21 protein-coding genes are annotated in these 22,695 nt (G+C 40.1%); 13 read left to right on the top strand and 8 right to left on the bottom strand.

Going from position 1 to position 22,695, the window contains the following annotated elements:
• Positions 1-330 precede the first annotated feature (330 nt).
• On the top strand, positions 331-648 hold the full coding sequence (locus HMPREF3129_RS12640; RefSeq protein WP_004246335.1) for a hypothetical protein: 318 nt from the start codon (positions 331-333) through the stop codon (positions 646-648).
• Between the two features lie 62 nt (positions 649-710).
• Here the strand turns inward: HMPREF3129_RS12640 and hemY are convergent, their stop codons facing one another.
• Genes hemY through hemC form a run of 4 tightly spaced genes read right to left on the bottom strand, consistent with a single transcriptional unit; the run spans position 711 to position 4,891 of the window.
• Positions 711-1,940, bottom strand: coding sequence for a protoheme IX biogenesis protein HemY (hemY, locus tag HMPREF3129_RS12645; protein ID WP_004246334.1), 1,230 nt, complete (start codon positions 1,938-1,940; stop codon positions 711-713).
• A 4-nt stretch (positions 1,941-1,944) separates the two neighbouring features.
• Positions 1,945-3,195 (bottom strand): uroporphyrinogen-III C-methyltransferase, encoded by a 1,251-nt coding sequence (hemX, locus tag HMPREF3129_RS12650; RefSeq protein WP_004246333.1) that lies wholly within the window; start codon positions 3,193-3,195, stop codon positions 1,945-1,947.
• 20 nt (positions 3,196-3,215) lie between these two features.
• On the bottom strand, positions 3,216-3,953 hold the full coding sequence (gene hemD / locus HMPREF3129_RS12655; protein WP_004246332.1) for a uroporphyrinogen-III synthase: 738 nt from the start codon (positions 3,951-3,953) through the stop codon (positions 3,216-3,218).
• Positions 3,950-4,891, bottom strand: coding sequence for a hydroxymethylbilane synthase (hemC, locus tag HMPREF3129_RS12660; protein ID WP_036919576.1), 942 nt, complete (start codon positions 4,889-4,891; stop codon positions 3,950-3,952). The genes hemD and hemC overlap by 4 nt, the downstream gene beginning before the upstream one ends.
• 986 nt (positions 4,892-5,877) lie before the next feature.
• On the opposite strand from hemC, the gene HMPREF3129_RS12665 reads away from it, so the two are divergent.
• Positions 5,878-8,475, top strand: a complete 2,598-nt coding sequence (locus HMPREF3129_RS12665; protein ID WP_004246330.1) for a class I adenylate cyclase — start codon at positions 5,878-5,880, stop codon at positions 8,473-8,475.
• A gap of 69 nt (positions 8,476-8,544) precedes the next feature.
• Here HMPREF3129_RS12665 and cyaY read toward each other — a convergent pair whose 3' ends face one another.
• The gene (gene cyaY, locus HMPREF3129_RS12670) at positions 8,545-8,862 is read right to left on the bottom strand and encodes an iron donor protein CyaY (RefSeq protein WP_004249659.1); all 318 of its coding nucleotides are present in this window, start codon (positions 8,860-8,862) and stop codon (positions 8,545-8,547) included.
• An 80-nt stretch (positions 8,863-8,942) separates the two neighbouring features.
• Here cyaY and lptM point away from each other — a divergent pair, with 80 nt between their 5' ends.
• The 7 genes from lptM to HMPREF3129_RS12700 all read left to right on the top strand — a co-directional run bounded on the left by lptM (position 8,943) and on the right by HMPREF3129_RS12700 (position 15,209).
• Positions 8,943-9,110: an LPS translocon maturation chaperone LptM gene (lptM, locus tag HMPREF3129_RS18365; protein WP_004246328.1), complete on the top strand. Its 168-nt coding sequence runs from the start codon at positions 8,943-8,945 to the stop codon at positions 9,108-9,110.
• 41 nt (positions 9,111-9,151) lie between these two features.
• On the top strand, positions 9,152-9,976 hold the full coding sequence (gene dapF, locus HMPREF3129_RS12675) for a diaminopimelate epimerase (protein WP_004246327.1): 825 nt from the start codon (positions 9,152-9,154) through the stop codon (positions 9,974-9,976).
• A gap of 24 nt (positions 9,977-10,000) precedes the next feature.
• Positions 10,001-10,711, top strand: a complete 711-nt coding sequence (locus tag HMPREF3129_RS12680) for a DUF484 domain-containing protein (protein ID WP_004249657.1) — start codon at positions 10,001-10,003, stop codon at positions 10,709-10,711.
• A complete protein-coding gene (gene xerC, locus HMPREF3129_RS12685) occupies positions 10,708-11,631 on the top strand; it encodes a tyrosine recombinase XerC (protein WP_004246325.1) in 924 nt (307 codons plus the stop codon). The genes HMPREF3129_RS12680 and xerC overlap by 4 nt, the downstream gene beginning before the upstream one ends.
• Positions 11,631-12,347, top strand: a complete 717-nt coding sequence (gene yigB / locus HMPREF3129_RS12690; protein WP_004249656.1) for a 5-amino-6-(5-phospho-D-ribitylamino)uracil phosphatase YigB — start codon at positions 11,631-11,633, stop codon at positions 12,345-12,347. Before xerC ends, yigB begins: the two co-directional genes overlap by 1 nt.
• 145 nt (positions 12,348-12,492) lie before the next feature.
• A complete protein-coding gene (gene uvrD, locus HMPREF3129_RS12695; RefSeq protein WP_004246323.1) occupies positions 12,493-14,649 on the top strand; it encodes a DNA helicase II in 2,157 nt (718 codons plus the stop codon).
• 155 nt (positions 14,650-14,804) lie between these two features.
• Positions 14,805-15,209, top strand: coding sequence for a hypothetical protein (locus HMPREF3129_RS12700; protein ID WP_036919579.1), 405 nt, complete (start codon positions 14,805-14,807; stop codon positions 15,207-15,209).
• A 10-nt stretch (positions 15,210-15,219) separates the two neighbouring features.
• Here the strand turns inward: HMPREF3129_RS12700 and rarD are convergent, their stop codons facing one another.
• Complete coding sequence (gene rarD, locus HMPREF3129_RS12705) at positions 15,220-16,113, bottom strand: EamA family transporter RarD (protein WP_004249653.1); 894 nt, start codon at positions 16,111-16,113, stop codon at positions 15,220-15,222.
• Between the two features lie 134 nt (positions 16,114-16,247).
• Positions 16,248-16,715: a thioesterase family protein gene (locus HMPREF3129_RS12710; RefSeq protein WP_004249652.1), complete on the bottom strand. Its 468-nt coding sequence runs from the start codon at positions 16,713-16,715 to the stop codon at positions 16,248-16,250.
• Positions 16,716-16,949: 234 nt separating this feature from the next.
• Here HMPREF3129_RS12710 and pldA point away from each other — a divergent pair, with 234 nt between their 5' ends.
• The 4 genes from pldA to yigL all read left to right on the top strand — a co-directional run bounded on the left by pldA (position 16,950) and on the right by yigL (position 21,604).
• Complete coding sequence (gene pldA, locus HMPREF3129_RS12715) at positions 16,950-17,825, top strand: phospholipase A (protein WP_004246319.1); 876 nt, start codon at positions 16,950-16,952, stop codon at positions 17,823-17,825.
• Between the two features lie 111 nt (positions 17,826-17,936).
• On the top strand, positions 17,937-19,766 hold the full coding sequence (gene recQ, locus HMPREF3129_RS12720; RefSeq protein ID WP_004246318.1) for an ATP-dependent DNA helicase RecQ: 1,830 nt from the start codon (positions 17,937-17,939) through the stop codon (positions 19,764-19,766).
• Positions 19,767-19,786: 20 nt separating this feature from the next.
• The gene (gene pldB, locus HMPREF3129_RS12725) at positions 19,787-20,791 is read left to right on the top strand and encodes a lysophospholipase L2 (protein WP_036919582.1); all 1,005 of its coding nucleotides are present in this window, start codon (positions 19,787-19,789) and stop codon (positions 20,789-20,791) included.
• Between the two features lie 12 nt (positions 20,792-20,803).
• Positions 20,804-21,604 (top strand): sugar/pyridoxal phosphate phosphatase YigL, encoded by an 801-nt coding sequence (gene yigL, locus HMPREF3129_RS12730; protein WP_004246316.1) that lies wholly within the window; start codon positions 20,804-20,806, stop codon positions 21,602-21,604.
• A 68-nt stretch (positions 21,605-21,672) separates the two neighbouring features.
• Here yigL and HMPREF3129_RS12735 read toward each other — a convergent pair whose 3' ends face one another.
• A complete protein-coding gene (locus HMPREF3129_RS12735; RefSeq protein ID WP_004249648.1) occupies positions 21,673-22,692 on the bottom strand; it encodes a fimbrial protein in 1,020 nt (339 codons plus the stop codon).
• Positions 22,693-22,695: the final 3 nt, after the last annotated feature.

Genomic DNA, 22,695 nt, shown 5'->3' on the forward strand with positions numbered 1-22,695 from the left:
GGAAAATACAAGTTGGCACGCTAAATGCATTACTTATCCTGTAGATGCTCATTCCACTCCTTATGACAGCATATGACTTCATAAACCTAGGAATGATGCAGAGCCGATTATCGGTGCCTACGTCCACGTTATCGATGAAACACCATTCATCACCAACAGGACGAAACGTTGAGTGAGGCACCATCCGTCTGTAGACCTGATTGTATATTTTATGCACCTGTATTTTTTAATACGGGTGTTTTTTTGTCTGTTTTTTATCTCATCCCTTTTGAATTGATAACACTATCACGCTATTATCCAGCGCAAGGGTAAATAGGGGGTAGTATCACGATGATAAATAACCAAAAAGCGTATCTTGCGCAAGAAAGGCTCTTTTTGATAGATAAGTTTGGCCCATTGCTGTTTTTTTTGATCCCGCTGATCATGCTGATTATCGGTGGAAAATCATGGGCGAAGTATGTTGCTTTTCTGTGTCAGGGGATCGCACTGATTTATATCGTGGTGTTTTACCAAGCAAGAAAATATTATTTGTCATTTACACACCAAAATAACAAAGGGATACCTTATCGTTTTTATCGTATCGCTTGGGTCTATTTATTTTTAATTTTGTGTCTTGAAGTAGTACTACTGGTTCAACACGCTTTTTAAAAGTAATAAAAAACCCTCAATTTTGTGTTTGAGGGTTTTGGTCAATAAATGAAATGATGTATTTATTGCAGTGCTTTATTTGTTTTAGGCTCGTCAAAAATAACAGAGTCTTTTTTTAACGTCATTAATAGCGCATCTTTGCGTACTTTGGCTGACTCAACGGATTTATTCTGTTTATCTAGCACATCAGCCAACCACGCAAAATCATGAACATCTGGACGCTGCTTTAATGCATTGCGAAATGCTGTTTCTGCTTGTGCCCATTGCCCTTGTTGCATGGCAATTTGACCGACGGTGCTATTGAGTAATGGTGTCGGACCATGTTGTTTAATTAGTGAGTTAAGCACTTTTAAAATTGAGTCTGGATCGCTGTTTTTTAAGCGCGGTAACAATAAGATCAGGCGTTCATCATAGTGACGTTTGATCCCATCTAAAATGATCGTCTGCGCAGTTTGCGGATCGTTGCACTCAATAAGGTGTTCTGCTAATACAAATCGTAGTCCATTATCATGTTGGATCTTACGAGGCTGTGCCTTCCACCAATTTTTCAGTCCATCACAACCATTTTCGGACATCTTCTGTCCCATCAGCCCAATATAGGCTTGTTGACGTAATTGCTCTAATTCATCATCTGTATGTAGGGCTATTTTCTGCATTGAAGGGATGATATCAAGTAGTGCTTGCCAAGCTTCTGTACGTATATACGCAGTTTCTGCTAAGCGTAATACTTCCGGATGACGAGGCACTTGATTGAGTAATTCATCGACCCCAGTACGAGCAGCATGGTTTTCATTTTGTGCCAGTAAAATGCGCACTCGGGTAATATCAACGGGTAACTGATTGGTATCAGCAAGCTCAGAAGCTCGCTCCAGATGTTGCTGTACTCTAAACTCATCACCCCGTTGTTGTGCTGCTTCTGCTGCTAGTAAATAGTTTACTACAGGTTGTTCCGCATAATCGGCATTGCGGCTCATCAGCTTTTCTACTTGTTTGAAATCACCTTCCGCAAGTTTCATTAATGCTAACCGTGTTTGTTTACGTGCTCGGCTGCGTTTGCGCAAAGAGAACCAACTATAGGCTTTAGAGCCTGTACCAATAAAACGACGATAACACCAGCCAAGCAAGAGCAATATCAGTTGCAGTAGGACAAACATGATCACAAGACTGGTAACGCTAGTTTCAATATCCCAATTATCGGTTTGTATAAAGACATAACCTTGATGACCCGCTAATACAGGCCCAAAGATTATCCCAGCAATCAATACCACAAACAGGAGTAAGATCTTGAACATAAATTTATTCTCCTTGTGGTGCTACGGTTGTTGATGTCGTTGTTCCTGATGTTGCACTATCTTGTGCTGCATCAACCGCATAAGGGGCTTGTGTAGCTTCGGCATCTTTGGCTTCAACCGCTTCTGGCTGTGATGTCTCGTTTTGGGTCAGCAAATTACGGATCTGCTTTTCTACTCGTTTTTCTAACAGAGAGAGGCTTTTTAATTCTGTTGGCATTGCAAGAGTAATAGGCTGCTTTTCAAGCTCATTAATACTGTCTAAGAAAGCCGTTGTATTCGGATCGGTGGTATCAAAATAGGCGCGTACCCAAGTAGATACCGCTTCTAATGATTGTTGATAAATCTCTGTTTGATGGCGAGGTACCGCTTGAGAAGCAATTAATAAACGAGAGCGGATATTTTCTCGCAGATAAATATCTTGGTTTGGGGCTAATAGTGGAATAGCGGTACTGTCTCGACGACGGATAGTAATAAAGTCATCCATAAAGCTTTTCCAGCTTTTACTGAGGTTTTGCTTCCAGTCAGAAAGTGAGCCTGAAATGGCTTCATCATTTTTATCCATCGGTGAGCCATCACGCTCAAATCCAGATAAGCGTAGGTTATCAACCTGATTAGCTAACTGATTTAATTGTAAAATAGTACCATCATTATCAATTTTGCTCAGCGCGGCTAAGTTGCCAATATCTTCATTAATGGCGCGGCGGATGGCCAATAAGCTTGGGTCATTCATTTCTGCTAAGCTACTATCTGCACCTTTTAATAAACTTACCGCTGTGACGACATCTTGGTCATTCCATAATTTGCGGCCCGCCATTTTTACCATAAAATCAGCTTGCGCTAATAGCCAGCTCTTTACATCTGCACTTGAGATAGCAGCAAATTGCGTTTGTAAATTTTGGATTTGACGCTCAGTAACTTGGCGTTCATTTTGCAGTTTATCAATAGTGAGTTTTTGTGAGTTAAACTGACTGTCAATATTGTCAAAACGTTGTTGATAAGTATCTTGCAATTGTTGTAATTGTGCCAATTGTGATTTTAGCGATTGGTTTTCTGTACTTAGTTTAGTCGCTTGTTGAGTGGTGTAATAATAAAGACCACCACCGATTGCCAGAATAACGAGGATCGCAACGGCACTCCCTATCAAACCTGAACGCTTATTGTTTACAGGTTTTACTTCTTGATAGCGGATATCGTCATCAGCCTTTGATGTACCATTCTGCAAGTCATTTTCATTCGTATTTTTCTGTTCCGTCATATCGGCGTCTCATTTAAGTTCTATATTAATGCATGAAATAAAGCATCATTATTGGCACTTTCAGCAACGGTTATTTTTTTAAAGCCTAATGTGCTAGCTATTGTTGCTAATCGTTTACTGACCACCACTAAATGACTGTCTAACAGCCATGCTTTTTCAGATCCAGCGACTAGATAAAAGAGTTGTTGCAACATTTCGCCACTGGTGACCACAAAGGTATCCACTTGGGCATTTTTCCACTTTAGCGCAAACTCTTCAGATACATAATCAATAAATAGACGCTGATAACATTCACATTCATCAACAATTGCACCGCGTTGACGTAATGTTGTGGCAAGTAGTTCGCGACCACCATTGCCTCTTAGTAGTAGTACTCGCTTGTTTTCTATTTGTTGAAGTGAAGACAAGGCCAGTAGGTCTTCACTGGTTTCTCCAAATTCTGGATAACGTATAGAATGTCCTGTTAATTGCTGAAACTCTTCTGCGGTGCTTTGACCTATTCCATAATAGAATAGCGTATCTGGCCATGATTGTTGTAATTGATTTAGTTGCCAGTTTGCGTACCACACCGCATTTTTAGAAAGTAAAAAAAGGTAATCACCCGTACTTAGCTTATTTAATTTGTTTTCTAATATGGAAAGCTCTTTACCCGCGGCTATTTCTATTAAAGGTGCATGAAAAGCATGCTTTCCCGCATCAATTAAGCGTTGCGTAAGTTGTTCTCCTGCTGGGCTAGGACGAGTGATTAAAATACTCATATCGCTGTATTACCTTGATATACAGCGGTTAAAATCTCTCTAGCTCCTTTATCTAGTAGCTCTTCGGCAAGAGAAATACCAGCTTGCTCTGCATCTTCAGGTGATACTAAGCGTTCGCCACGTAAAATAGTTTTACCATCAGGGGAGCCAACTAATGCTCGTAGCCAAATTTTGTCGTTTTGCCAAATTGCATAACTACCAATAGGTACTTGGCACCCCCCCTCAAGGCGAGTGTTCATCGCACGTTCTGCTTTTACACAAGTTGCAGTATCTGCGTGGTTAAGGGCGGCTAATAAGGCTTGAGTATCATGATCATCTAAGCGACACTCAATGCCAACGGCACCTTGTCCTACCGCAGGAAGAGATTGTTCCGCAGACAAAGAAGAACGAATACGCTCAGTTAATTTAAGACGTTTTAAGCCCGCGACAGCAAGAATAATAGCATCATAGTCGCCATTATCGAGTTTACTTAAACGGGTTCCTACATTACCGCGTAAATCACGAATAATTAAATCGGGGCGCAGTGCTTTTAATTGGCATTGGCGACGTAGGCTTGAGGTACCAACGACACTTCCGGCTGGCAGTTGTTCTAATGAATCATAATGATTAGAGACAAAGGCATCACGGGGATCTTCTCGCTCACAAATCGTCACCAATCCCAGACCTTCAGGAAAATCAATGGGGACATCTTTCATTGAATGTACGGCAATATCTGCACGAGAGCTGAGTAGTGCAAGTTCTAGCTCTTTGACAAATAACCCTTTACCACCCACTTTCGCTAATGGGGTATCTAAGATGATGTCGCCTTTCGTGACCATCGGTACTAATTCAACGACTAAGCTCGGATGAGCGATTTGTAGTTGTTCTTTAACATAAAGCGCTTGCCACATAGCAAGAGGGCTTTGGCGTGTAGCAATACGGATGGTACTTTTTGACATAATATTATTATCTCTTCCGAGCGAGTTAGCATAATTTCTGTTTATAAATAAGGCTTTGTTTTAACACTTTAAGGTTCATTTTTCCAGTTAAGGCGTGGTGTGGTAAGGAAACAATGAAACATAAAGAGGTTTTAAATCAATATTAGTGAGGTAAAAAATAAAAAAGGGAATTACAAATAGTAAAAATCGTTATTTTTATCTTTTTACTGTTTTATATCTATATAAAAAGTGTGGTTATTTACAATATTTAAACATTAAATTAATTTATTTAACAATAGTGAGAGGAGAGAAAGGAGAGACTTACAGAATTTTCTGAACACATTGATAAAACAACCATTATTTTAAGGTGACCCTTTTCTATCTATTTTTTCTATAATATAAAACCACCCAAAAAATTAACAAAAATATTAATTAATAAAAAAGAAATAAAATAATTAAATAAATAATGAAAATTTAAATTTTATTTAAATAGACAATGATGAAGTTTGAATATGTCTTTAATTAATTTTATTGTTTATATTGTTATTATTTACTTATTTTTATAGATAATTCATAAAAAAAAGCAATACTATATATAGTTATTATATATCAATGGGTTATGTTTATTATTATTTTTTTACTCTTTTTTAGGTAAAGGTAAGTATTTTTTTCAACTTGTTATCACAAGGTAACTCGTCGATTTTAGCTGTTTTATGGCCGATCAACACTTTTTTCTATATGTTTTCTCTATAAGTAAAATAGACTATCTCTATGATATAAAAGTCATTATTTGCTCTGCTTTATACGATTAAGCGACTAAAAAAGCAATTTAGATCTTGGTGCTATATTTTGAGATCCTCTTTACGCCTTGCTTGCAAGGTGTTAAATTGATCACGTTTCCGAGATTTTGTTAGTAAAGTTTTATCTATTAATAATTGAATAATTAAAGCTCGGTAATTTATAAACTCAGATTCTACTATTTTCTTAGTATTGTTCAGGCGAAACTCTTGTATCTTTATATTGAAACACTGAAGCAACGGCTGGATGCGATTAATCAACTCAGGCTGGAACGTGCATTTGCATCGATGAGTGATGTGTTTAAACAGGTGTATGGTTTAATTCCTGTTTTACTGCATTACCACCACCCTCAGTTGCCAGGCTATATTCAAGGAAATGTCCCTCATGGTACATGTTTCTTTGAACCTGATGACGTGCAACGTCAATGGGTCAATAAGCTGACTAATGCATCATGTGATGAGCCAATGAATGGATACACCAGCGGAGAGTTACCTATTACGGGTATCTATTCGATGGGAAGTACTTCCTCGATTGGGCAAAGTCACTGCTCCGATATTGATATTTGGGTCTGTCACCAATCTTGGCTGGACCAAGATGAGCGTGCACGTTTACAACGTAAATGTTTACTGATCGAACAATGGGCGGGAGAATTAGGTATTGATGTTACTTTTTTCTTAATTGATGAGAACCGCTTCCGTCATCATGCAAGTGGTAGCTTAGGTGGGGAAGATTGCGGCTCAACTCAGCATATCCTGTTACTTGATGAGTTCTACCGTACCGCTGTTCGCCTTGCAGGTAAACGTTTGTTATGGACGATGGTACCAGTAGAAGAAGAGTACCATTACGATGAATATGTTAATTCACTCTATGCCCAAGGTGTATTAACGCCCAATGAATGGCTTGATTTAGGTGGATTAGGTGAGCTTTCTGCCGAAGAGTATTTTGGTGCAAGCCTGTGGCAACTCTATAAGAGTGTTGATTCACCTTATAAAGCCGTATTAAAAAGTATTTTATTGGAAGCCTATTCCGCGGATTACCCTAATGGCAAATTGTTGGCATTAGAAATGAAACAGCATCTTCATCGTGGTGAAATCGTAAATTACGGTTTAGATGCATATTGTATGATGCTTGAGCGCGTAACCCGCTATTTAGTTTCGATTAATGATTTAACCCGCCTTGATTTAATCCGTCGCTGTTTCTACCTGAAAGTTTGTGAAAAATTATCTAATGAAAAAAATGAGAATGAACCTGCAGGTTGGCGACGCCAAGTATTATCTCAGTTAGTCACGCAGTGGCAGTGGGATCACGAACGTTTAGCGATATTAGATAATCGTGATAGCTGGAAAATAGAGCGCGTTCGTAACGCACATAATGAATTATTAGATACGATGATGCAAAGCTATCGTAATCTTATTCGTTTTGCGCGCCGTAATAACTTAAGTGTCAGTGCTAGTCCACAAGATATTGGTGTATTAACACGTAAGCTTTATGCCGCTTTTGAAGCGCTACCGGGTAAAGTAACCCTGGTTAATCCACAGATTTCTCCTGATTTATCCGAGCCTCATTTAACCTTTATCTATGTGCCACCGGGACGCGCTAATCGTAGTGGTTGGTATCTTTATAATCGGGCTCCTGATTTTGCACATATTGTTGGTCATCAACCGTTAGAATATAACCGTTACTTAAATAAATTAGTGGCGTGGTCTTATTTTAATGGGTTACTTACTAAAGATTCACAGGTTTATATTCATCAAGGTGACTCCTCTTGTGATGAAATTAAACTTCATGAATTAGTGCGGGATATCTCGAGTCATTTTCCTATTCGTTTACCTGCCCCGACGCCTAAAGCACTGTATAGCCCTTGTGAAATTAGACATTTAGCCATTATTGTCAATTTAGAAGTCGACCCAACAGAGCGTTTTTCTGATCAAGTGGTGCATTTTGATTTTAGAAAGTTGGATGTATTTAGCTTTGGCGAGGAAGAGCAATGCTTAATTGGCAGTATCGATTTACTCTATCGTAACTCTTGGAATGAAGTGAGAACGCTGCATTTTAATGGTACGCAATCGATGTTGGAATCGTTAAAAACTATTTTAGGTAAAATGCACCAAGATGCGGCCCCACCTGCATCGGTTGAAGTTTTTTGTTATAGCCAGCATCTACGTGGTTTAATTCGCACCCGTGTTCAACAGTTAGTCTCAGAATGTATTGAATTGCGTTTATCAACCAATAGATTAGAGCCAGGGCGTTTTAAAGCATTACGTATTGCAGGGCAAACATGGGGATTGTTCTTTGAACGTCTTAATGTTTCTGTACAAAAGTTGGAGAATGCCATTGAATTTTATGGTGCTATTTCATACAACAAATTGCATGGATTACCCGTTAAATTAGGCAAAGATGCCCGTTATCTGCCCGCGGTGATTGATGGTTTTGCTTGTGAAGGGATTATTCAGTTCTTCTTTGAAACAACAGAGGATAATAATGTCTTTAATATCTATATCTTAGATGAAGCTAATCGAGTGGAGATTTATTCTCACTGCGAAGGTAGTAAAGAAGAGCTAGTAAAAGATGTCAGCCGTTTTTACTCTTCATCTCATGATCGCTTTACTTATGGCTCAAGCTTTATCAACTTCAATTTGCCACAGTTTTATCAAATCGTGAAAGTGGATGGAGCAACGCAAGTACTGCCTTTTGCTGGGGGATCGTTTGGTAAGCTAAGTGATCTAGGTAAAACAGCGCCAAAAGAAGAGATGAGTACTAAGCCTATTCAAGGATTTAATGATTATCAGGCTGTACATCATCATTGATAATCGACACGGCAAAACCGATAGAGAAGTGATGGGGACTTTCCAGCACCCATCACTTAGTTGTTTGTGTTAAAAAGAAAATGCTTCACCACTTTGTTCGCTGATTGCTTGAGCCAACATGGTTAAAAATTCCCCGCCACTACGATCGCAAACCCACTGTGTACCTTTCCAATCAAAATGATAACCGCCAGAACGCGTTGCTAACCATACTTGATGAAAGGCTTCCTGACGATTAATGATAATTTTACTATGATTTTCAAAGGTTAATGTCATTACGCCACCATTGATTTCACAATCAATATCCGCATCACCTTCATAATTATCAATGGTTTGTTCTATTTCTGACATCAATTCGTCAGCTAATTGGTGAAATTCACTATCGTTCATCTTCATTTTCCTATTTGCTTTTCGAGATCTAACTGCGATTATAGAGGATATTAACCAAATTAATGATAGGCAGATTTCGAATGAAAACGTATTTACGTTGCACCCTTGCTATAATAACACTGATTTCTCTTTCTGGTTGTGGCTTGAAAGGCCCTCTCTATTTCCCGCCTGAAGATACTCAGGCAAATATGACTCAGTCATCCCAGCCAACCCAGCAAGTTGAGACTTCCTCAACACAAAACAATTAGTCAATATTAGAAACGGGACACCCGTTTCAGGCAGGGTTAAGATGCAATTTTCAAAAATGCATGGGTTAGGCAATGACTTTATGGTTGTTGATGCTGTTACCCAAAATGTTTATTTTTCACCAGAATTAATTTGCCGGTTAGCCAATCGACATACTGGTGTTGGGTTTGATCAACTGTTAGTAGTTGAAGCACCTTATGATCCTGAATTGGACTTTCATTACCGCATTTTTAATGCTGATGGGAGTGAAGTCGCACAATGTGGCAATGGTGCTCGCTGTTTTGCTCGATTTGTGAGACTAAAAGGGCTTACAAATAAAAGAGAAATAAAAGTCAGTACCCAGTCTGGCAGAATGACCTTACATGTTATGGATAATGAAGATGTTTGTGTCAATATGGGAGAGCCAGAGTTTGAACCACAAAAAGTACCGTTTCGTGCTCAAAAAGTAGAAAAAACCTATATTATCAGAGCGATGGAACGAACAGTTCTATGTGGTGTGGTGTCAATGGGAAATCCGCACTGCGTGATCCAAGTGGAAGATATCAAAACTGCGGAAGTTGAGTCATTGGGCTCAGTATTGGAACAACACGAACGCTTTCCAGAGCGCGCCAATATTGGTTTTATGCAGGTGGTTGATAGAAATACATTGCATTTACGGGTATTTGAACGTGGTGCTGGAGAAACTCAAGCTTGTGGAAGCGGTGCCTGTGCCGCTGTCGCGGTGGGGATCTCCCAAGGTTTATTAGATAGAAAAGTGAAAGTTAATTTACCGGGTGGATCATTATCAATTGAATGGAAAGGTACAGGAAACCCACTTTATATGACAGGACCTGCTGTGCATATTTATGATGGAACAATCCAGCTATAATATTATTTTTGAGAGGTGCTTGGTATGACGGATAAGAATGAGCAGTTTTGTTACCCTGAGAAAAACGAACTCAACGATCAAACCATCATTGATTATCTCAAGGAGCATCCTGGTTTCTTTATCCGTAATGCCAGCTATATTGAGCAAATGCAAGTTCCTCACCCAGTAAGAGGGAGTATCTCATTAGTTGAGTGGATAATGTCACGTCAGCGAACACGTATCCATTATCTTGAAGAGGATATGCGTTTGTTGATTGAGCAAGCTGCAGAAAATGAATCTCTATTTAGCCAATTACTAAGGCTTATCTCTGAGTTATCCCGCTGTAATTCATTAAAGGAAATGCTGGAACAGTTAAATCTTTGGGCGAAGGAGTTAGGGCTTTACTCAGTACAACTGCGTCTTTTCACCGATCGTTGGCAATTACAACCCCCTTTAGATGCTCAAACACTCGCACTATCTCGTCAAACATTTGAGCATTTCCGTATTCAGCGTATGGGCGATAATAATCACTATTTGGGGCCATTAAATGGCCAAGAAATGATGTTATTAATGCCTAATGTTCGTCGTTCTGGCTCTGTGGCACTCTCATTATTAGGGCATTATGGCGATTTAGGGGTGATCATTTTTAATAGTCGAGATAGCCAACATTTTCAAGAAGGTATGGGAACGGCAATGTTGGATAAACTCGCGCAGATATTACCTGAGTTATTAACTCGCTGGATCGCAAGACAATGAGCCAAATTATTGACGTCCCTGAAACACTCTCATTAGCCATTGATAGCTTCTTAAGTTATATCGAAGTTGAACGGCGATTAAGTCCGGTAACGGTAGAAAATTACCAGCGACAATTAATGACCATTGCACAAATGATGGTTGCAATAAAAATCAACCAATGGTCGTTACTGGAAAGCCAACATGTGCGTATGTTATTGGCTAAAAGCCATCGCAGTGGATTACAACCTGCAAGTTTAGCATTGCGCTTTTCAGCATTGCGTAGCTTCCTTGATTGGCAAGTTTCTCAAGGAATGTTAGCAGTAAACCCCGCCAAAGGGGTTCGAACACCCAAATCAGGTCGTCACTTGCCTAAAAATATGGATGTTGATGAAGTCAGTCAATTGATGAATATCGACTTAAAAGATCCCCTCTCTGTAAGGGATAGAACGATGCTGGAAGTGATGTATGGCGCTGGATTACGTTTATCTGAACTGACTAACTTAAATATCAATGATATTGATCTCCAAGAAGGCGAAGTCCGAGTATTAGGTAAAGGCAGTAAAGAGCGTAAAGTTCCCTTGGGAAGAAAAGCCGTAGAGTGGTTACAGCATTGGTTTGCCATGCGGGAGCTGTATTCTCCTGAGGATACTGCGGTTTTTATCTCAACGAAAAGCGGTAAACGATTATCTGTTCGCAGTGTGCAAAAACGTTTTGAACTTTGGGGGGTGAAACAAGGACTCAGTAGCCATGTCAATCCTCATAAACTGCGCCACTCTTTTGCCACTCATTTACTTGAATCAAGTGGTGATTTGCGAGCAGTACAAGAGCTATTAGGCCACGCTAATTTATCAACCACACAAGTTTATACTCACTTAGATTTTCAGCATTTAGCGAAAGTCTATGATGCTGCTCATCCAAGAGCTAAGAGAGAAAAATCATAATGCACTTTTATCGCACTCTGATGCCGATTGCAGCGATGACTTTTGATTTAGACGATACGCTGTATGACAATGTTCCTGTGATGGATAAAACAGAAGAAGAGACCTTAGCGTTTATCCGTCAGTATGATGAGCGTTTTCACCATTTTACTGAACATGATGTAGATGCTTACAAACAGCCACTATTAGAAAATAATCCTGATATTTTTCACGATATCACTCAGTGGCGTTGGTTAGCGGCTAAAAATATGTTGTTAGACTATGGCTATAGTGAAACTAAAGCACAGCAAGGTGCTGATGAAATTATGGCTCATTTTGCTTATTGGCGTAGCCGTATTAATGTCCCTAATAATACCCATCAAGTGTTGACACAACTGGCGGAAAAAATCCCATTAATCGCTATTACTAATGGTAATGCTAATCCATTAAGCTGTGGGTTGGGGCAATACTTTACACATATTTTAAAGGCAGGGCCTGATGGGCGCTCTAAGCCTTATCCTGATATGTTTGATAAGGCAGCTTCGTTACTTAAACTCCCTCATCAGAATATTTTGCATGTAGGCGATCATCTAGTGACGGATGTAGAAGGCGCGGTTAAAAGTGGATTACAGGCGTGTTGGATTAATTTAGATAATCGCAGTTTGTTTACCGAAGGTGAAACGCGTGTTATGCCTCATATTGAGATCACTGAATTAGCTAAACTGGTTGAATTAATTTAATCATAGACGCGCTCTGTGCAGGTCTTTATCCACTTTTCAGTGGGCATAGTTTTGCATCGGGCGTAAAATCCTGTTAGTTTGTTGCTTAATAAACTAACTTCTGTATATATCCACAGTATTTCTCTTCACTCAATGATTGGTAATTATGGACGTCTCATATCTGCTCGAAGGCCTTAACGATAAACAGCGCGAAGCCGTTGCAGCACCGCGTGTAAATATGCTGGTACTTGCAGGTGCTGGTAGTGGTAAAACACGCGTATTAGTACATCGCATTGCTTGGTTATTATCTGTTGAACAAGCCTCTCCTTTTTCCATTATGGCAGTAACATTTACTAATAAAGCTGCAGCAGAAATGCGTCATCGTATTGAGGACTTGATTGGTACTAGTCAAGGGGGAATGTGGATAGGTACCTTCCATAGTCTCGCCCATCGTTTATTACGGGCGCATTATCTTGATGCTGGTTTACCTCAAGACTTCCAAATCATTGATAGTGATGATCAATACCGTTTAATTCGTCGTATCGTAAAATCCATGGCTCTTGATGATAAGCAATGGCCTCCTCGTCAAGGTATGTGGTATATCAATGGAAAGAAAGATGAGGGACTCCGCCCACAACATATTCAGACCTATGGTAACCCCGTGGAAACCACATGGTTAAAAGTCTATCAAGCTTATCAAGAAGCTTGTGATCGTGCAGGCTTAGTGGACTTTGCGGAGTTGTTATTGCGTGCCCATGAGTTGTGGCTGAATAAACCACAAATTCTAGAACACTATCAACACCGTTTTACCAATATCTTAGTGGATGAATTCCAAGATACTAACCGTATTCAATATGCTTGGATCAGGATGTTGGCAGGACAGACTGGTAAGGTGATGATAGTCGGTGATGATGATCAATCTATTTACGGTTGGCGTGGGGCTCAAGTTGAAAATATTCAAAACTTTTTAAATGAATTTCCCGGTGCTGAAACCATCCGCTTAGAGCAAAATTACCGCTCCACCAGTAATATTCTAAAAGCCGCTAATGCCTTAATTGCTAATAATAGCGATCGCTTAGGTAAAAACCTATGGACAGAAGGGGCTGAAGGCGAGCCGATTTCACTCTATTGTGCATTTAACGACCTAGATGAAGCGCGTTATGTAGTAGGGCGTATTAAGCGTTGGCATGAAGAGGGAGGCGCCCTTGCAGATTGTGCCATTCTTTATCGTAGTAATGCCCAATCGCGCATCATGGAAGAAGCGCTATTACAAGCGAATATGCCTTATCGTATTTATGGTGGACAGCGTTTCTTCGAACGTCAAGAGATCAAAGATGCCCTCTCTTATATGCGTTTAACAGCGAATCGTCACGATGATGCCTCTTTTGAACGTGTTGTGAATACGCCAACGCGTGGAATTGGTGATAGAACCTTAGATGTGGTTCGCCAAGTAGCTAGAGATAACCAAATCACATTATGGGAAAGTGCATTACAGGTTATTGAGCATAAAATGCTAGCAGGCCGGGCTATTGCCGCAATTGCGCGCTTTTTAGAATTAATTGAGACGTTAGCAAATGAAACAGCGGATATGCCGTTGCATGTGCAAACAGACCGTATTATTCGCGATTCTGGCTTAAAAGCGATGTATGAGCAGGAAAAGGGTGAAAAAGCACAAGCGCGGATTGAAAACTTGGAAGAGCTAGTGACGGCGACTCGTCAATTTAGCTATCAAGATGAAGACGAAGATTTAATGCCATTGCAAGCTTTTCTCTCTCATGCGGCATTAGAATCAGGAGAAGGACAGGCTGATGCGTATCAAGATGCTGTTCAATTGATGACACTACACTCGGCGAAAGGGCTAGAGTTCTCACAAGTGTTTATTGTCGGGGTTGAAGAAGGCATGTTCCCAAGCCAGATGTCCTTGGATGAAGGTGGGCGCTTAGAAGAAGAGCGTCGGCTAGCTTATGTTGGCGTGACGCGTGCCATGAAAAAGTTAACACTTACTTACGCTGAAAACCGCCGTTTATATGGTAAAGAAGTGAGCCATCGACCTTCGCGCTTTATTGGCGAGTTACCAAAAGAGTGTGTTGAAGAAGTACGGTTACGGGCGACGGTTTCACGTCCCGTGAATCATCATCGTTTAGGTACACCGATTGTTAGTAATGATACAGGTTACTCCCTTGGTCAACGGGTTAAGCACCCTAAATTTGGTGAAGGTACTATTATTAATATCGAAGGTAGCGGTGAACACTGCCGATTACAAATAGCCTTTAATGGTGAAGGTATTAAGTGGTTGGTTGCTGCTTTTGCACGATTAGAGTGATTGGCTATTTATTGACACTGTTAATTTTTTAAAAGAGAGCAATATAAAAAAACACCCTTACTAATCTAGAAGATAGTTAAGGGTGTTTTTTTTAATGAACATATAATTAACCGAATTAATAATTCCGTTACAGATTATTTTAACGGAGTTAGCTGATGAAAATTACTTCTGTATTATTTGATACTTATTATCCAATTAAGCCTGTGACAAAAATCACTGAGGATTTCTCTGTTGATAAAATGCCTCCTGTGGAGCCTATTTATGAGCAGCGTTTTGATACTTACCATCCTAGTGCTCCTGCCAACCCGTTTGAAGAAGATCTCTATTGTCGATTATTACGACATCAACGTGATTTTGTGCCGCGCATGAATCTCTATTTAAGTGGGGTGATCGGTGCTATCCGTGTTGCAACTAATTCTACATCAACATTCTTTAGACGCTCACAACGCCGTATAGAAGCGATAGCAATGGGTTGTAATATAAAAGAAGAGCACTCAAGCCCTGCCAGAAAGGGGTATCTTTCTGGCGCTTTCATTAGTATTGATAATTTAGCTCAATAGTAAGTATGTGCTAACTTCGTCTTAAACGTTGCTGAGTGTAGAGTGCATCTAAAGTAAATAAGATAAGGGCGACCCAAATAAACCCAAAGGTCACTAAACGCTCCGCATCGATTTGTTCTCCATACACCATAGTGGCGAGAATAAACATCAATGTGGGTCCTATATACTGGAAAAATCCTAGGGTAGATAGACGCAAATGTTGAGCTGCTTCGGTAAAGAGCAGTAAGGGTACGGTGGTGATAACCCCTGCAGCAATCAGTAATGTATTTAGCGACCAGCTATTTTCTAACATATTGCTGGTGGGTGAATGGGTAAAAAAGAGGATATAAACTAAAGCAACAGGAAACAGCCACAGTGTTTCTATTGTCATACCCGTTTGTGCATCTACCCCAAGTTTTTTACGTAATAGTCCATATAGGCCGAATGTGACTGCTAAACTAAGGCCGATAACAGGTACAGAGCCGAATTGCCATAATTGGATAAAGACGCCAGTAAAGGCTAAACTTACGGCGAACCATTGCATACGGCGAAAGCGCTCGCCTAAAAAAATCATACCGAATAACACATTAACTAATGGATTAATAAAGTAACCAAGGCTGGCTTCTAACATAAATCCGTGGTTAACCGCCCATATATAGATAAGCCAGTTACTGGCAATAATCACCGCAGTAAGTGCTAACATTAGTACTTTTTTGGGCTGACGAACAAGTTGGCGTAAATAGGGCCAATGGCGAGTGATCGACATTAAAAGCAACATAAAGAAGAATGACCATAAAATACGGTGTGTTAAGATCTCTTCTGCGGGCACTTCTTGAATGCTTTTAAAATAGACAGGGGCAATACCCCAGATCAAATAGGCGCCTAGGGCACATAAAACGCCTTTTAAAGTGTTTTTCTGGCTCATGCTATCTCTGGTATTGATGGAAATGAAATATGTGACGGGGTTATCATACCCAATGACATTATCTAATGTGTCATTAGGCATGTTTTTTTACAAGTAATTAATATTAATCTACCCAAGATAATGGATAAGTCGCATCAGCCAACAATATAAGTTGCTGTGCCGCTGGCGATATGAACTTGTTTTTCATTGTGTAATTCAACCCTTGCCACAGAAACTTTATTACCACTACGTAGTATATGACTACTTGCGGTAAAACATTCCCCTCGCCCTGGGCGTAAATAATCAACACGTAGATCGATAGTGCCCATTTTGGCCAGTTTTTGTTCGAGTTGCTCTTGGGATATAGGGGCTAGACGTGTTAGGGCATTACCTACACAGACTAAACCTGCACTTACGTCTAACACCGAGGCTATCATGCCACCATGTAAAATGCGTTGTGCGATATTGCCAACCAGTTTGTCTTGGTAGCGAAATTGGATCTCAGCATAATCTTGTTCGAAGCGAATTAATTCTAAACCTATCAGTTGATTAAAAGGCATTTGATAGACAAAAACATGTCCAATCAACGCTTGTGCTTCTTCCAGTGTTAATATTTTCTCCATTTTAAAGTTCCTCGACATTTTATTATTAGGTTAATGTTTTGTTAATAATAGATGACAAAAAGGTAATTTCCCATTCATCAGGTTAATAGAGTGTCGAGAAAATATATGAGATTTAATGGAAATAACGTGTAAAATATGGACGCCTAACGCGAATAAAGCTGATATATAAGCGCTCACGACAAATATTAAGTGCTATCTTTTATATTGTTCACTAATAATACAGGATAATTAACTATGCGTTACATCCGTTCTTTACTCACGGTGATTTTAACCTACCCTGTATGGGGAGTGGCGGCGGAGATATCACCTGTATCATCTCCAACACCGTTGGTTCAGGGCAGTATTATTTCCGGTCTATTACAAGAGTATGATTCACCCTTTGTACTTTACCCTTATGAATCTAATTATATTATTTACACAAAAACCTCCGATATGAATAAAGAGGCGATTGCTAGTTATGATTGGGGTCATAAGGCTAAAAAAGATGAAGTTAAATTTCAGATAAGTCTTGCATTCCCGCTGTGGCGTGGCATTGCCGGGGAAAATTCTGTATTAGCGGCTTCCTATACGCAACGCTCTTGGTGGCAGCTAAGTAATAAAAAAGAGTCTGCGCCGTTTCGTGAAACCAACTATGAACCACAACTATTTTTAGGTTGGGCGACGGATTATCAATTTGCCGGTTGGACATTAAGAGAAATTGAAACGGGATTTAACCATGAATCGAATGGCCGCGCAGAGCCTACTTCACGAAGTTGGAATCGTGTTTATGCACGTTTTATGGCGCAAAAAGGTAATTTCCAACTCGATCTGAAACCTTGGTACCGTTTTAATGAAAGTGCTAAAAATGATGATAATCCCGATATTAATCGCTATATGGGATATTACCGCTTAAAAGCGGGTTATCGTTTAGGCGAAAGTACGTTTACTTTAACAGGGCGTTATAACTGGAGTAGCGGATACGGTGCTGCTGAGCTAGGCTGGAGCTATCCTATTACCAAGCATGTACGCTTTTATACCCAACTATTTAGTGGGTATGGGGAATCGATGATTGATTATAATTTCCGTCAAACTCGTATCGGTGTCGGCGTTATGCTCAATGATATGCTGTAATTTTCTTCATTCTAGGGTAGCATAACACGACAAGTGGTGATGGCACCTTTATACTGGTGCCTTTTCTTTTACTCCTCATTATCGTTCTTACCAGCTTTTCAGAGGAATGGCGTGTCCACAGCAGAAGTTCTTAATTCAATGCCATCAGCTCAGGTTATTTTGCGCGAAACCTTTGGTTATCAGCAATTTCGACCAGGCCAGCAAGAGATTATTGATACCATTATCACCGGGCGCGACTGTTTAGTCGTCATGCCGACGGGAGGGGGAAAATCGCTTTGCTATCAAATACCTGCGCTTTTGCTTGATGGCTTAACCGTAGTTGTTTCTCCGTTGATTTCCCTAATGAAAGATCAAGTTGATCAACTCTGCTTACATGGTATTGACGCGGCATTTCTTAACTCAACTCAAAGCCGAGATGAACAACTGCAAGTACAAATGCGTTGTCAACGGGGCGAAATAAAACTGTTATATATTGCACCTGAACGCCTAATGATGGAGAGTTTTCTTCACCATTTAGTGCAATGGCAGCCTGCTTTATTAGCGGTGGATGAAGCACACTGTATTTCTCAATGGGGTCATGATTTTCGCCCTGAATACCGAGGAATTGGCTTATTAAGACAGTATCTTCCTGATGTCCCTATTATTGCGTTAACGGCGACAGCTGATAATACAACACGTCATGACATTATTAATCAGCTCGCGTTACGCACTCCTTTAGTTCATATTAGCAGTTTTGACCGCCCAAATATTCGTTATACTTTAGTTGAAAAATATAAACCGCTCGATCAACTTTGGCTGTTTATTCGTGGGCAGAAAGGAAAATCAGGCATTATCTATTGTAATAGTCGCAGCAAAGTAGAAGAGACCGCTGAACGACTAGGCAAGCGAGGATTAAGTATCGCGGCTTATCATGCGGGTATGGATATTGCCACACGAGCGAAAGTGCAAGATGCTTTTCAACGCGATGATTTGCAGATTGTGGTCGCAACGGTCGCTTTCGGTATGGGAATTAATAAACCTAATGTACGTTTTGTGGTTCATTTTGATATTCCGCGTAATATTGAATCTTACTATCAAGAAACGGGACGTGCAGGACGCGATGGTTTACCTGCACAAGCGGTACTGTTTTATGATCCCGCGGATATGGCTTGGCTACGTCGTTGTTTAGATGAGAAGCCAGAAAGTGAACAAAAAGCGATTGAATCCCATAAATTAAATGCCATGGGGGCTTTTGCCGAAGCACAAACTTGTCGACGTTTAGTGTTACTTAATTACTTTGGTGAACACCGCCAACAAGCTTGTGGTAACTGCGATATTTGCCTTGATCCACCTAAACAATATGATGGGTTAGTGGATGCACAAAAAGCATTATCTTGCATCTATCGTACCGGACAACGTTTTGGTATTGGTTATATTGTTGAAATTTTACGCGGTGCCAATAATCAACGCATTCGCGATAATGGTCATGATAAATTGCCAGTTTATGGTATTGGTAAAGCCCATAGCCATGAATATTGGATGAGTGTGATCCGCCAATTGATCCATTTAGGTATGGTTGCGCAAAATATCGTTCATCGTTCTGCATTACAATTGACTGAGATAGCTCGACCGATATTGCGTGGTGAGGTGTCATTACCCTTGGCAGTACCACGACTATTAAGCCCAACAAAAAGCCGTTATCAGCAAACAAAAAATAGTCATCGACAGTACGATAGGAAATTATTTGCGAAACTACGCAAATTACGTAAATCTATTGCTGATGAAGAAAATATTCCACCCTTTGTGGTATTTAATGATGTCACACTGATTGAAATGGCGGAACAATGCCCTGTCTGCCCTGATGAATTGTTGTTGATCAATGGGGTAGGACAACGAAAACTAGAACGATTTGGGCCAGCATTTATGACACTTATCCGTGATCATATTGAGGGGTTCGAATAGCGCCAACGAGGAGGAGCCGAATGACAACCACACTTTTTCAGCACATGTGGTTATCTCGTGAAAAGCAATTCTCTGCTTTTACGAATGGTATCTTATTGGACTTTTGGAACCAACGACAGGAAGGCGAATTTACCGGAGTCGATGGCGTGAGCATTCGCTATGTTCATTGGCGCTCTTCATCACACAAAAAAGCGTTGGTGATCTGCTCTGGTCGTAGTGAAAGTTATGTAAAATATCCTGAAGTGGCCTTCGATTTTTATCATCTTGGTTATGATATTTTTCTTCTCGATCATCGGGGGCAAGGATTATCAGGGCGCTTATTAGATGATCCGCAAAAAGGCCACGTAGAAAAATTCAGTGATTATGTCGATGATTTATCGACATTTATTGATACTATCGTTTTGCCTTATCACTATCAGCACTATTTTGCGTTAGCCCATTCGATGGGCGGCGCTATTTTAGCCAGCTACCTATTACGTAAACCTGATATTTTCCAAGCCGCCGCACTGTGTGCGCCGATGTTTGGGATTAATTTACCAATACCACGCTGGGTGGCTAATTTTTTAGTTAACCGTGCAGAACAAAGTGTTTCAGAACGAAATAATTACGCGGTATCAACGGGCAAATGGTTTCCTTTGCCATTTATCTTGAATGTATTGACTCATAGCCATGAAAGGTATCGTCGATACTTACGTTACTATGCCGATTTCCCTCAATTACGTTTAGGTGGGCCGACCTATCATTGGATGAAAGAGAGCCTAGAAACGGGGGATTGGCTGATTGAACATGCAAAAGAGATTAACACCCCTTTGCTAGTACTTGAAGCTGAGCTAGATAAAGTGGTGGATAATCGGGGAGTAAGGGCTTTCTGTGATGGTTATAGTCAGTCCAGAACAAGAGAAGAAAAGCAAAAATTGCCACTTGTGATTGAAGGTGCGCACCATGAAATCTTGTTCGAAATAGATAAGCTACGCTCACAAGCATTAATTGAAATCTGTGAGTTTTATGATAAGCATTTATTTTAATCAGGAATGTGTATGTATTCGATAGTTGCTTCTGATCTTGATGGCACCTTGTTATCACCTAACCACTTATTAACTCCCTATACCAAAGAAACGTTACATCTGCTTATTGAAAAAGGGATCCATTTTGTGTTTGCCACAGGACGTCATCATATCGATGTGGCACAAATTCGTGATGGGCTTGGTATTGACGCGTATATGATCACTTCAAATGGGGCTCGAGTACACAATACGCAAGGCACTCTTATTTTCAGTCAAGATCTTGAACCTGAAATCGTTTATGACTTAGCCCTAATGGTGTTTGATCACCCAGATATTGCAACGAATATTTATAGCAGTGATGACTGGTATATCAATAAAGAAACGCCTGAATTAAAAGAATTTTTTAAAGAATCGGTATTTAATTACCGTCTATTTGAGAAAACAGGCTTCCCAACAACGCAGGTGTGCAAAGTCTTTTTTACCTCAGAAGATCATGAATTGTTAGTTGAGTTAGAAAAGAAAATTAATCAACGTTGGGGTAATAAAATTAACGCAAGTTTTTCGTTGCGTAATTGTCTAGAGATTATGGCGGGTGGGGTATCAAAAGGAGAGGCACTACAAAAAGTCGCTAAGCTGATGCAACATTCAGTCAAAGATGCCATTGCATTTGGTGATGGTATGAATGATAAAGAGATGCTACAGATGGCGGGTAAGGGCTGCATTATGCAAAATGCCCACCAGCTACTAAAAGATCTATTACCGGATATGGAAGTGATTGGCTCAAATGTTGATGATGCTGTTGCACACTATTTACGTAAGTTGTATCAGGTTTAATCACAACCAATGGGATAAATTAAAAGGCGGATAATACTTCCGCCTTTTAGTTTAAGAGCGCAATTTACTTAATGATATTGCAGGGTAAATTGCAGTGTTCCATCAGCTTTGCCTGCGGTGGTAGTCTCAGAAGTTTGTATATAACCCGCTTCTAAAGGAATAGAAAAATTACCACTGTTATTCTTTTCGCTCACCGTTATCAATTTTCCTAACTCAATAGGTTGGTTTTGGTATTTCACCTGAATGCCATAGCCTTTGGCTGTATTGCTATCATTGGCATTATTAAGGCTAATTGTGCCGGCGGTTTGGCTAGCATCAGGGGTGCCATCGAATTTTATCTTAATGGGTGAAACGGGATCACAATCTAAATCGATATTCACATCTTGTAGACTATCAGGGCTAACAGAGCCAACACCATTAAAGCTCGATTTTGCCACAGAGCCTAAAGGAACATTAATATTATTATTGATAACTTCACAGCCACTGGAAACAATATTAAGGGGATTAAGGTAAACCTTTGGTTCAGTACGGCCAGTATTGTCACTGGTGATAAATCCCCCATTGTGATACAAAATCAGCATAGCAACCCATGTGCTTGGAATGGTTTGTGATTTGATATTGTTACGCAGTTTATATAACGTCATTTTTAAAGAAGCGGTATAACTACTACGGTTTAAGTTACTTGTGCAAATAAGGCGATTACTGTAGTTGCCATCAACATTATATAGTCCATCGACATAAGCGGAACCGGTGCAACCGACAGTAATAGTCCCGTGTAGGGTATAACCGATACCACTAGTCCCTAATTCACGCACATAGGCACTGCCTACTTTAGGGCTGGAAGCTGAAATATAGCCGGGCAAGTAGATCCCCGCCTGTACTGGGCCTGTGATATTCCACCAAGTCCAGCCATACATAGTGCCTAAGTCAATCGTTGCCAGCTCTGTTAAAATAGGCGCGGTTCTTGAAACATAAATTGGATTGTTATAACTCACCGTTCTAGTGGTTGTATCGGCACGATATTCAGCAAAAGCGGTTGATGTATACAAAAGTGCAGACAGACAACCCAAAGTTATATATTTATTCATATT

It is taken from the genome of Proteus sp. HMSC14B05 (assembly GCF_001808035.1).
Taxonomy (GTDB): domain Bacteria; phylum Pseudomonadota; class Gammaproteobacteria; order Enterobacterales; family Enterobacteriaceae; genus Proteus; species Proteus mirabilis.